Genomic DNA, 11,959 nt, shown 5'->3' on the forward strand with positions numbered 1-11,959 from the left:
GCTCTCACCACGCTTCCTGTCTGATCGAGCAGCCCAGCTGCGTGTAATCAACAAGAGCGGAGCAGGAAATATGCATTTAGCGTCTCTTTCAGCTGGCAAGGCCTTCATTGCGGATATGGCAAGACGAGGTCGAACGATCGGCACAGTACATACTCTGGGTGCATTGCATCAGGGGCACGCGGAATTGATCAGAAGGGCCGCAGTCGAGAACGATGTGGCCATTGTCACGGTCTATCCGAACAAGATCCAGCTCAGCCCGGGTCCTGAATACGAGTTCAATTTGGATGATGACATTGCGCTTGCGCTAGGAGCGGGCGCTTCTGCTGTGATTTCGACGACGGACGCGGAGATGTTCCCGCCAGGATATCGAACGTTTGTGTCTCAAGGGGATTATCCGCTGCGTGCGAACGGGCCTCATGGGCTCCTCATGGAAGGTATCACCGGATGCATCCGATGGATCTGTTTCGCTCGACCGTCTCGCAGTTATTTCGGCTTGAAGGATATTGGACAGGCTCTTCTCGTAAAGCGAGCGGTGGCAGATCTGCTTCTTGATTGCGAGATACGATTTGTGCCGACAGTACGATACAAGAATGGAGTGCCTATTTCGTCACGTTTGCGACACTTCAATCGTTCCGAGCTGGACGAGCTTTCGTCCCTCTTCCTGGCGCTGGACCACTTGAGAAAAGAGGCCGCGCGGGGAGTATCTTGCGCCCAAGACCTGATAGACTCGGCAAGACCGCTGATCACATTCCGACGGTTTGAATTGGAATCTCTTCGCATTGTTGGCGCGGACAGCTTTGAAGATCAGAAGCAGATCGAGCTTCCCTGTATAATCAGTGGAGTCGCCCTTGGTCGCGGCCTCAGAGTGCCTGACAATATCTTTGTACCGGATCAAGATTCACTTTTGCATGGTCCTGCTGATATATGGATCGACTTGCCCGAAAGGTGGGAATCTGGCGATCATGCACAGGCGCGGGCTTGAAGAGATCAGCGGCGATTCGCGCATTGGTCGCCCAATCGGGTAGGCGGCTTCGAAATGTCATTCCAACCTGCTGCCTGTCTCTGGCGAGTTGCTCTCGCTCCAGCCGAAGCGCTTCGGTTTTGCGCGACACCTGGAAATCCTTAATTGCCAACTGCTCCTCGAAAGGCTGACGGGTCTCCGGGAGGAGAGAACCGCAAGGGACTCTGTGAGGCGAACGATGGTCCTGCCGTGCATTGATTCCGTTGACCGCAGACCTGGTTGGCGGATCACGTGACGTTGATCGTGCTATTCGCGCACTTCCTCTTTCGCGGCGACTTTCATGACCGAGCAGGTTGCTGACCTATACAGATCGGGGAATTGCAGCATGGGCAGAGTGTCCCCGTTGGAATGTCCCTCCAGTGAAATAGAGCTGGTCCCGGTTGTTTCCGCGTCGACAGATGGGACTGCTGCCGGGGCGTTAGGCTGCCATACGGAATGGCAGCGGGTAAAGTAGGCTTGATCCGGCGTGCTGCCGCCATGACTGGAATGGGGACGCCTACTGTTATGGAAGTTGAGATATAGGTCGATCGGGCTGCGCGCCCGGCTGACGCTGTCAACGGCACATCTCCTCGTGCTTGACGTTGCTCCAGAGCCGTTCGACAAACACGTTGTCTCGCCATGCGCGTTCCGTCCATGCTGATCGCAATACCGTCGTCGGCGAGCACGCCGGTAAAAGCCTGTCCAGTGAACTGAGAGCCTGAGCCGTGTTGAAGATGTCCGGCTTGCCGGGACGAGCCAAGGAATACGCCAGCGTTCGACGCAGAAGTTCATGGTGATCGACAGTCGCCACGACAGACCGCGACGTGCTGCGCAGTCCAACACCACAGCGAGATCGGCGAAGCCAATCGCCGTCAGAATGTAGGTGATTTCCATCGCCAGACTTGGTTCGGTCGCGTAATCTCCATGACGCGCAGCAGATATGGATGGATCTTGTGGCCGGGCTCGGGTCTGGTGGCGCGCGGATGGCGATAGAGCGTCTATCCCAATCCGCCGCATCGCCGTCTTCACATGCTGGCGGCCGATCTTGCTCTCTGAGCCGTCGTTGATCCCTATGGTCGAATTGATCGAGGTACTCTCCAGCAGCATTCAGCTTCATTCCACCGAGCAGTCGCTTTCCTACCGGTCGCCTCGGATCAGAAACATGCCGAGGTCACTGTGAGGCGCACCCATCCGAGCAACAATCGAGGGGCTTGAATCGGCCGTAGGGTCAGGTTGTACAACACGACGGCGGAATATCCGCGGAGCATAGGCAATGAAACAGCTCTCTCTCTGTATGATACTTTATGTTGTTTGCGGACTGCTTGGGCTGAATGAGATTGCGCTCGCGGACTCAACGCGGCGCTACGGTTGCATCATAGAGGGCACCGATCGAGAGCCCACAGGCGATCGGAATGGGCGCACCATTATCAGCCTTCAATACACCTGCCGCCTTGCCGATGGTCTGTTGAAGGACGCGGGAATTACGGGACTGTCGGTCAGCGAGTGGGACAGTGAGAAAGGAGGGTACTTGGCTTCTATCGACATTTACCGTGCGCTCCACGGAATTGCGGTTGGTCAGGTGTTGGAGGGGACCGGTTCCTCTGTCACGGAGGACAACAGGGCTGTTGGCATCGCCGCTTCCGGCAAGATGGCGTTTAAGTTCGCATCCGGATCGTTGGCGGCTCTCTCAGGAAGAACCGTAAGATTCACGACCAAACCCGTCAGTTCTCGTCAATTCGAGATGGAATTCACAGATTGGCCTGAAGCCGCTCACCCGAAATGACTCGCGTCGCGATAACGGTCATCTCGTTTCTGAAGGTCGAGTCGAGCTGTGAAGTCGCGATGTTTCCATTCCTGGCTCCGCGACCAAATAGGGTGGTGAAGTGGAGCTGGCACGTCGTGGCGCGCATTGGCGAACGTAAAAAGCATTTTGTGAGATACAATCAATTCCGAAATAGAACGTCAATGGAAGCCGAGACGAATTAGCACGCCTTGGTGTGCGTTGCGTGCACGGGTCACTCCGCCGAGGTCGTCCGCGGCTGGCGGTGCGGGCCGTCTCGGCTTTTCCGAGAAGAGGCTTGTCACGGCGCTCAACGTGTCGGACATTTGTGCGAGCGATGCACGCCAAGTCGCGACTTAATTCAATCCTCTAGATTGGCAGCGATGTTGATATCCAAGCTATTGACACAAGTCCCAGTTCACGTTGAAGCATCCTCCTGAAACAGAATCCCGCAAAAGGAGTGATATAGCCCGTTGTTAAACCGCAGCGGGAATTGATATCGCGGATAAGATTGATCTCTCGCTTCGGGACTGCGCGCCTGCTCCGTATGTGACAGGCGGATGAAACCGTCGCGCAAACTTACTAAATTCAATACGACGAAACAAATGTATTTCCAACGTGCAAATTGCATGTGGAAAGATTATTAACTTGTGGTAGAATAGCGTAGTCGCGCTGATTGATGAGACCGCGAGTTATCCGCTTCGTCTCATAAGCTCGAATGTACCTGTTGCGGACGTGTGAAGAGTTGCCTTTCCAAAAATATCTTTAAGCTTAGCTCCCGGACAGAGCGAACATTTCTCATCGGCGAAAAGAATGCTGGTTTCGTTTCATGGACTGGACATCTGTTGACCGTATGATTGCGATGTAAGAGCGAGGTAATCGATCATGTTGCACGTCGATCCCGGCACCGCTGCCCGTCGACCCGTCCTCTGGTCAGAGGCGATGCAAGAGTCGGAGCTGTGCGCGACAGAGCGGGTCACACGATGGTCGTGGTCTGTAGCCCAAGATGCATTGCAGCCTTTTGTGGCGAGTGCTGCAACACATTGCGACCGAGTAGGGTGCATCACCAGGCCGACTTGGGTGGCTTCTGTTGTCGGTCCCTCGACCGAGTGGTCACGCAGCTTTGTTCACGCATCACGATAGCGAGAGAATGAGCATGAGCAACATGACAGATAACATTATCCCGCGAGCGGATATCGTCAAATCCACGGCCCGGCTCGGTGCCGAGATCAAGAACGTCAGACTATCAGATGAATTATCAGACGAGATGGTCCGGGCTATTAGCCAGTTACTCCTTGAGCACAAGGTCATCTTCTTCCGTGATCAGGGACATCTCGATGATTTCGAACAGCATCGCTTTGCCCTCAAGCTTGGTTCGCTGGTAACGCCTATAGATATGAAGCCGGATCGTCGCAGCGGTCATGCGCGCCAGGTGCACACGGACGTCAGTTTCGGTGACCAATGTCCGAAGATCTCGGTGCTGCGCGGCGTCGTGATCCCGCCTGATGACCGTGACACAGTTTGGTCAAGCACTGCGGCCGCGTATCTTGATCTTCCGGAGCCGCTGCGGATGCTGGCCGACAATCTCTGGGCAGTGCACTGCAGCACCTATGATTGCACCTTGACCAGGCACTCCGCCGAGATGGATGCAAAGCAATTTGGTGATGTCTTCACCGGAACCATCTGCGAGGACGCGCGTCCGGTTGTTCGCGTCCATCCCGAGACGGGCGAGCGCTTGCTCGTGCTCGGAGAGTCCGTGAGGAACTTCGTCGGCCTGGAAAGATATGCGAGCCAGAAGCTGTTTGACCGCCTTCAATCTTACCTCGCCTCGCCCGAGAATAGCGTAAGATGGAGCTGGAAACCAGGCGACGTTGTAATCTGGGATAACCGCGCGACCCAGCGCTGCGCCATCGGAAAATCCAGTGACCGAGATGAAGTCGAGAGGCGTTCTATCGATGGCGATGTACACCTCAGTATCGCTGGTCCTCGCAGCGTGGCGCGCTCCAAGCCAAAGCCGCAGACGGCCAAGGCTGCCTAGTGTGGCCACTGATCTCGTCTATCGTCAAAGAAAGAAGTGATCTGAATTGAGCGTCACCAAGGCTCTCCTGCGCGCAATGAGGCTGAGTAGCTGATGCGTACGCCGTGGTCTGTTGTTTCCGACGTTCACGACGATGCCCCACTGAAGCTCGAATGGATTCGCATAAGGCACACGCATCCAAATTGTTGGTACTCCTCATGTTCGCCTCCGAACGATCCGCTCTCTTGCGGGCAGTGCTGAATGAAGTTTGCAGAGAACTCCCGGCTGATGAGACTGGCACTCGAACGCACGTAGCTTCGAGAATCCTTGAAGCTGCGTCACGAAGAGAGACGTCCATTGAGGTCCTCAAGCAAATCGGCCAGACGGCGTTGACCAGCTCTCCGACGATGTGGCCTCAGAAGGGCTCCCACTGTGTTAATCCGGCAGCCGTGGTCGGGGTGGCGAGCTCACGTAGCCAACATGGATTGACGATATGTGCGCGAAAAGGCGAGCCACCGCGCGACTGATCCGCAGCGACGATTGGCTCGAGCTCAGGCAATTGGCTGCTTGCAAGGCAGTAGGGGCCGCGGCATCAGGTGCTGAATTGAACCTCTTCGTTAAGAAGCTATTTCAGCCTCGGCGAATGATTGGTGGCCGCTATGGCTGCGGTCAAGGCGACGCATCCAAAAAACCTCAGCCAGGCGAAGATGCTATGAAAAGTTCATCCGCGTCACTGCTCAGGATTGACGGCGCAGGTTCGCACATCTGGTCTTGCCGAGCAGGCTCCATCTACAAATCATGTGATCTCCGCTGCGCGTGCTGCGGTCTAGCCGTTCACGAGCAGTGCGCTGATGCCTTGTCACACCGCTCGTACCCGCATTGTATTTATCGCAAATCTCAAAGTCCGGCCCGACCGCGGACAGGTGCGGAGCCGCGGCGAGCCATTCCTCGATGATGGGTTGTAGGGGGCGAGCATCGAAGGCACATAGCTGCCCGATGAATGCCCCGCTGCTCACCCACTTTCCAACCATCGCCGAGCTCTCGAGCAAGGGCGCCACGACGCTTTGCGCACCGGCGCGATAGTCATCGCTGGCTTTCGAGCCCGCTGATCAACGCGCTTGCCCAGCTCATTTTGAGCGTCCCCCATCTGTGCCAGCAATGCCACCGGATCAACCGTGCGGTAAATCTCCTCGCTGGCGGTAGCCTTCGATCTGATCGGTACTTTAAGACTCAAAGGGCTCTCAGCCGATTTTTTCCAAATCGGCCAGGCACTTTTCCAGGTTGCCCTTGGCTTCGTTCAAGAGCCTTTGCGTTTCACCAAGTCGCTTGAAGTCAGGTTTCACTGGGCCGGCAGCCACGGCGCTGAAGTGTTGGCAAACAGTCGTGAGATCGTTCGATATGTCCTCGAGAACGAACGCTATATTTTCGAGGGGCACGAGCTCCGAGAAGAAGCTCTTCGAAACAGGGTCGTCCTGGCCGGTGGGGCCCTCGAACTTCACCTCGACGAATGGAACGAGGACATGGCGATTATCACGCGCAGCTCTGCCTACACTCATGACCAGCGAACTGAAGGTTGATGATATGTAGGTGAGCCGGTCGACGAGGGCGCTTCCGTATAGCATGACGGCATCGGGGTCGCTTTGCGGCTCATCTGGGCTCAAAGCACCAAGATCATCTTCAGTCGACATGTTCGCTCTCCTCGCCGTATGGATGCAGTATCCCCACGGGGAATGAGGCAGGTTTCGGATTGCTCACCGCCTCTATCGTGTTGAAGCCATGAGCCTCGGCTTTTTTTGCCTGCACAACTCTGACTGAAAACCCTCGATATGAGTTTTTTGTCGGGGCCTTCAAATATCCGGGAGCTGAAGGTGTTGGTCCGTGAAGATGGAGCAAATAATCTTCAATCGCGCGACGAATGCCTACAGCACTCGCGTTCCGTAGCCCCGCGGAATCATGAGTGTGCACCGAGCCGTGTATCGCCAAATTGAAGAAATCCCGAAGAACATCCGCGTCTGCTACAACGTGCTGAGGATGAGCGGCTCCGACTCGCGCGAATGTCTCTCTCACCTGCGCGGGTAACCGGTCGCGGTTCTTCGTTTCGCGCTTTTCGCGCCTTTCCAGCTCGAGCAGGCCGCCACGGGTCAGGGCGAAAAGGGCAAATTTGCCTTGGGTTGTTCGTTCGACGAACCGCGCATTAGTCATCAAACGAAGAATCCTGCTGAGATTGGCATCTCGCAGATGTAGTCTCTTGGCGATCGCCGCCTTCTCCATCTGTCGGGACGGCGTGTCGCGGAGCAATCGAAGTATTGGCACTACGTGCTGACGATGCAGGACCTTGCTTGGACGTGCGAGCTTGGACGTGTTTATCGACATGTGTAGAAGGTCGTAGAATGCTCTGAAGCGCTCCGCATAGGCAGTATTCCGCGCGCCAAGCGTTGCGCTTATCCGTCGCAGGATATCGAACCATTCTCGTAGCTCTTGGTCACGCCGCCGGCTCTCCAGGGTGTTCCAAACCCACGCTCCCAGAGTGGCGTAGAGGCGCTCCAGGCTTTTTTCAGATCCCTCTTTGAGGAGCTCGGAAATGACGTGCCTGGCTTCGCTCGCCGTCGCTTCGCCCGCCTCTACCTTTTCCAATGCCAGATCCGACATGGGCTAGCCCTACATCACAACGGTTAATATCGCTGTACAACGCTTTACTCTGATTTTAGTCCCGGAATCTAGTTGTCAAGAGCCCATTTGTAGGCGGCCCAAACGGTGTTCTGGCCGAGTTCCTTGGCCGAAACTGCGGCGGGCTCTTTAAGCAGTGGTAATATAGTACCTATTCGGTGATCTATGAAGGTCGTCTGGGTCGGCTGCTGCACCACGAAGCTGCGGGTACCGAACCTCACCTCAACTTGCGCCGCGGTGGTCTGGTGGCCCTGCATTGTGCGGTCGTTACCCATTGACGGGACGAGCATGACGTCGACGTCGAGTTCACTAAAAGGCGTCTGGCACACGTCACAAAAATCCAGGCAATGGCGACGCCGATCAATGCGCCTTCTGTAGCAAGGACACATACCCGGTCGCCAGCCGTGATATTTTCCATGCCCCAACCATCGTCGGCGTAAGGCGCGATCTTGTCGTAGCTCAAGCGCTCCTCTCCGTAGCCGTCGTAGATCCGGGCCCGGTTGACAATCCCGTGGTCGGTTTTCTCATGCCAAGTCCCTGGGATCAGAATTTCGGGCGCTTCGAGCTCGTCCGTAACATCCCGGTCTCGAATGAGCTCGACGATCTTCGCACGCAGTTCCGGCGAGACAGTTAGTTCGGGCCACACAACTGCGATGCAGTTCTCCTTCAGGGCCTGAGCAATCTGCTCAGAAATTGCGCCGTCTGCTGACGGCGCTTCAACGCTGGCGACCCTGAAACGCTTATCGCCTGCTATGGAGCAAAACTCTGGCTTGAGCTCTAGGGCCTTGAACAGGCAAGCACCCATCTTCCATTTGCGCGCGTCCGAAGCCGTCGTATGCAACGTGCGAGTATCCACGACCTGGACAGGGTAGCCCTGTATCACAGCAGGCAATATTCGATGGAAGAGTAAACCCCGCTTCGAGTAGGGCTGAAGCCTTCGAGCTGGGCGCAGTGCGCTCACGCCTTGCCGCGGAATGAACCAGCATCCAAGCTGCTCGAGGTGCCACTCACTCGGCGCAATCGGCCACTGCGAACGCCGCTCAGCAAGCACCCTGTCGATTTCCCGTATGAGGCCGCCCATCCTTGACGCCGCCAGCTCAGGCGTCTCATCGGACAACGACCACGAGAGATGGCCGTCTCCTATTGAGGAGGCGAAGCTCTCTCGTGCCTCCTCGATTCGCTTTTCCGTGAGATTCCGATAGGCCTTGTGCACGCTTCCCGGAGCATTCCTAAACAACATGTCGAGCTCGATCAGCGCTTTCCTGAGCTCATCCCGACTGGCATTCGTGATCAGCTCCTGCCGCTCGGCAAGCTCTCGCGCTCCATTCTTCCAGGCGTCAAAGGCTGACGTTTCGGCTTGGCTATCCACGGGCCCAGGCAAAGTTTTCGTCCAAATCAGACCAGCAATATTTTTCCATCGATAGGCGTGCGCAGACGATTTTGCAATCCACTCGACTGGTTGCTCACAATTCTCGGTCCTGTGCCGAGCGGCCAGGCCTTTCCGTTTCCGGAGATGTGCAGAGCCGCAGCGAAAATCTGCGCGAAACACGGCGGGGGGCAACGAAAAGCTGCATCCTTCCTCTGCGATAGCCGTGGCACCTCGGGGCATGGCGTTTCTATCAGCGCCGCAGCTACTTCGCGGTCCAGATTACTGAGACCTGTTAGCTGTAGGCGACTGCGGTTGATCCATAATTGGCGAGTTGGATTCAGGCGGACTACTTTCCAGCACATCGCAGCCAGTATGCCGGAGAATGCAGTGGCGCAGTTGCGTGCTCATCGAGGCGGGTGCGCGGCTGCTGATCGAGGGATCGCCAGATGTGCTCGATCGCGGCACTCTCTTGTTGCTCTCGAAAACAGGGCTGGCATTTCGGCGATGCGAATTGGTCCGACTCGATGGCTGCGAAGCCGCTGTGAGTAGGCGAGCGCACAAACTGCTCGTTCGCGGAGCAAGGCAAGGCGCGCGCCGCGCGCGACGTGACCGGTCTTCAATGGATGACGCGATCGCTTGAAGGGAGCGCGAGAATACGTTCACGGGGCGAGTCGAACCATAGTGATCACGAAGAGCGCTACCCGCGTAGTCCTGACGGAACGAGCCACGTTTGGACAGGGTCGGTTCGGTCATACGCGGGCTCACCGTATTCGGGCATCCCTCCATCCTGTTCCTCGTGCCGTTGTCGGTGAGGGAGGCGGCTCCGAACTTCGGCTTGACCGATCCGGTGTTCCTGCCGCCGTTCTCGTAGGTGACCGGCGGGCGGATGGCAGGCCCGCAAACAGAAGAATTGTACGACGACGTCTCGGCGAGCGTGCTGCGTGCCTTGAGCGGATTTCTGATGTCGGTCGCCTTGATCGTCCCGCTTGGCCTCGGCGTCGGATGGTGCGCCCGGCTCCGAAATCTCCTGAAGCAGTTCACCGAGATCTGCCAGAACACCGCATCGCTCGCGGTACTGCCTGATCTTCATCCTGTTTCTGGACATTCGCGAGCTCCCAAGATCACGATGTGATATATATAGCTGCGCCTGGTCGCTCCTGCTCAACACGATCGCGGCGGTGAAGCAGGTCGAGCCGCTCCGGATCACGTCGGCGCGGACGATGCGCGCGCCACCGCAGCAACTGTCCGCGGTGATCCTTCCGGCGCCGCTTCCGACGATCGTCGTCGGCATTCGCCTCGCGAGCGCCTCGGTCATGCTCGTGCTCGTCACATCCGAGATGGTCGGTGCCAAAGGGCTATTTCATCATCAACAGCCAGCACAGTTTTTGATCCCGCGGATGTACCCTCGCGATTACACTCGCCGAGCTTACGTTCAGTGCCATCCTGCAGGGGATCGAGGGACATTTCACGCCATGGAAAGCGTGGCCTCTGCTTAATGGTCCGCAGAGCTCCTATACAGCGGGCGGACGAGCTCGTCGCGCCGTTGTCGAACCGGGTCTGGATGTACCAGCCATGTCACCCACGATCGTGGAGCGCGATCGTATCAGCTGGTTGCTTCCGACGACGGAAGCGATGGAAAAAAATAGAAAGTGGGCGATTGGCCTCACTGACTGCGGGATGCGTCCGCGCCCATTCTGGCCGCACCGGAACGGTGATCGTGGCCAGTGGCACCCACGCTCGTTCGAGCGTCACCGGATCGCGCAACTGGGCGACTGTGTCGGTGCGAATGTCCAGCCACTCGAACGATCGACCATGGACAGTGACAAGCTGAGCGGGCCGGAGTGTGGCGAAATGATCTTGACCAGAAACCCTTATCACTCGACAGACTCGAATTCCATGTTCTAGAGGAGTTCAAGATGATGTTGCCAAACTGTTCAACTACGGGAAGTAGTGGCTTGACGGTCCCCGGCCGGAAAACCGCTAGAGTGGCCGCCCATGGCACCCCGTTCCGTTCCTAGAACAGAAACGCTGTAGTGAGGGTTTCTTTGTCCAGCCTTTGAGACAACGATGCGTGCAGCTCCGATTGTCTTGCGGGTACGTCTGACGTTCGACGAGCTTGATGCATGCGATCTGATCTTCAGTCCGCCCGCTAGCGTGGGGCGAAGTGATTGCGGCACTTCGGCCCACAACGGACGTGCTCGCCCGGCTCACTCGAGAGTGCACCGGAGTTCGTGACGCGACATGCCGCCCTGGACGAGGCGACCACCCGCCTGGATCGAAAGTGATGAGAGCTATGCCTTCCGGTTTCTTTTGCCGGCAGAAAGCTTGGATCAGAACTGGCCCTAGTTTGGTATCCCAAACGTTTTCTGGGAAGCTCCCACTGAGCATCAGTCCGGTCGCTGTGGTGCCCGTTCGGCGGAGCAATGCCGCAGCAAGCAAGGCCGACAGAGCATAGCCGAGCCCCTGGCAAAATTGGCCTGACCTCGCAACCTGATTTCGCCGCGATCAACCCACTCGCCGCAATCAACGCGAACGCCCGCGAAAAAGTCGCTTGCGTGTGCAGTGCGGTCGTGTATTGTTGCAGTGCGGTAGCGCCTCGCGGACCGCCGTCCTCCTTGGGCGTTTCCTCCCTAGACTTGGGCCGCTTGTCATTCGAGCGGCCCTTTTTCTTGCCAATCAATCCCAGCATTTAGTTGGTTTTGTCGATCGCCCCTTCGCATTTGCGACATAAACCGGGACAAGGTCTGAAAACCAATTGCCGGAATCCACCATTCTTTGCGAGCGCCTCCTTACCTATGCTGGCGCAAATTATGCTGGCGCGGAGCTTTTTGATCGCTTATCCCGTTTCGTTCCAGTTGCGGATTGAAACGCCAATCCTCTGGAAGAAATTCGTGCCTTCAGCCGTACGCTAAAGCGCCACGGAACTCCGCGCGCAACTCACGTGGAAGATCATCCGGCAGGAGCGATCGGCTTCCTGAGCGCGCATCACGCTGGGGCAACACAATGCGCGCTCACGAGTGGTGTCGCTGTCAATCGGCGTTCGACTGGGACCCCCTATCGGCATCCAAAAGGGACCCCTTTGATCGGCGTGCTCTGCTGGGAGCGCTCGGGTCGTCGGAGCTGGTC

Annotated in this window: 9 protein-coding genes and 1 pseudogene; 6 read left to right on the forward strand and 4 right to left on the reverse strand. The window is 57.1% G+C overall.

Translation table 11 applies throughout. From position 1 onward, the window contains the following. Positions 1-70 precede the first annotated feature (70 nt). Entirely contained in the window at positions 71-982 is a 912-nt protein-coding gene (locus IVB12_RS18765) for a pantoate--beta-alanine ligase (RefSeq protein ID WP_247301046.1), read from the forward strand. A 457-nt stretch (positions 983-1,439) separates the two neighbouring features. Here IVB12_RS18765 and IVB12_RS18770 read toward each other — a convergent pair. Further along, positions 1,440-2,047 (reverse strand): annotated as a pseudogene (locus IVB12_RS18770) (DDE-type integrase/transposase/recombinase); the annotation flags it as partial. Between the two features lie 226 nt (positions 2,048-2,273). Between IVB12_RS18770 and IVB12_RS18775 the strand changes: the two are divergent. Both IVB12_RS18775 and IVB12_RS18780 read left to right on the forward strand, forming a co-directional pair. Beyond that, positions 2,274-2,783 carry a hypothetical protein gene (locus tag IVB12_RS18775; RefSeq protein ID WP_247301047.1) on the forward strand — a complete coding sequence of 170 codons (510 nt, stop codon included), beginning with the start codon at positions 2,274-2,276 and terminating at the stop codon, positions 2,781-2,783. A 1,147-nt stretch (positions 2,784-3,930) separates the two neighbouring features. Further along, the gene (locus IVB12_RS18780; protein ID WP_247301048.1) at positions 3,931-4,818 is read left to right on the forward strand and encodes a TauD/TfdA family dioxygenase; all 888 of its coding nucleotides are present in this window, start codon (positions 3,931-3,933) and stop codon (positions 4,816-4,818) included. A gap of 1,220 nt (positions 4,819-6,038) precedes the next feature. Here the strand turns inward: IVB12_RS18780 and IVB12_RS18790 are convergent. The 3 genes from IVB12_RS18790 to IVB12_RS18800 all read right to left on the reverse strand — a co-directional run bounded on the left by IVB12_RS18790 (position 6,039) and on the right by IVB12_RS18800 (position 8,833). Further along, entirely contained in the window at positions 6,039-6,485 is a 447-nt protein-coding gene (locus IVB12_RS18790) for a hypothetical protein (protein WP_247301049.1), read from the reverse strand. Further along, on the reverse strand, positions 6,475-7,446 hold the full coding sequence (locus IVB12_RS18795) for a winged helix DNA-binding protein (RefSeq protein ID WP_247301050.1): 972 nt from the start codon (positions 7,444-7,446) through the stop codon (positions 6,475-6,477). Before IVB12_RS18795 ends, IVB12_RS18790 begins: the two co-directional genes overlap by 11 nt. A gap of 235 nt (positions 7,447-7,681) precedes the next feature. Continuing rightward, positions 7,682-8,833 carry a hypothetical protein gene (locus IVB12_RS18800; protein WP_247301051.1) on the reverse strand — a complete coding sequence of 384 codons (1,152 nt, stop codon included), beginning with the start codon at positions 8,831-8,833 and terminating at the stop codon, positions 7,682-7,684. 730 nt (positions 8,834-9,563) lie between these two features. Here IVB12_RS18800 and IVB12_RS18805 point away from each other — a divergent pair. Genes IVB12_RS18805 through IVB12_RS18815 form a run of 3 tightly spaced genes read left to right on the forward strand, consistent with a single transcriptional unit; the run spans position 9,564 to position 10,329 of the window. Next, on the forward strand, positions 9,564-9,704 hold the full coding sequence (locus IVB12_RS18805) for a hypothetical protein (protein WP_247301052.1): 141 nt from the start codon (positions 9,564-9,566) through the stop codon (positions 9,702-9,704). A 15-nt stretch (positions 9,705-9,719) separates the two neighbouring features. Continuing rightward, positions 9,720-9,965 carry a hypothetical protein gene (locus IVB12_RS18810; protein ID WP_247301053.1) on the forward strand — a complete coding sequence of 82 codons (246 nt, stop codon included), beginning with the start codon at positions 9,720-9,722 and terminating at the stop codon, positions 9,963-9,965. 46 nt (positions 9,966-10,011) lie between these two features. Further along, positions 10,012-10,329: a hypothetical protein gene (locus IVB12_RS18815; protein WP_247301054.1), complete on the forward strand. Its 318-nt coding sequence runs from the start codon at positions 10,012-10,014 to the stop codon at positions 10,327-10,329. Positions 10,330-11,959: the final 1,630 nt, after the last annotated feature.

This window comes from Bradyrhizobium sp. 179 (assembly GCF_023073535.1).
GTDB lineage: Bacteria > Pseudomonadota > Alphaproteobacteria > Rhizobiales > Xanthobacteraceae > Bradyrhizobium.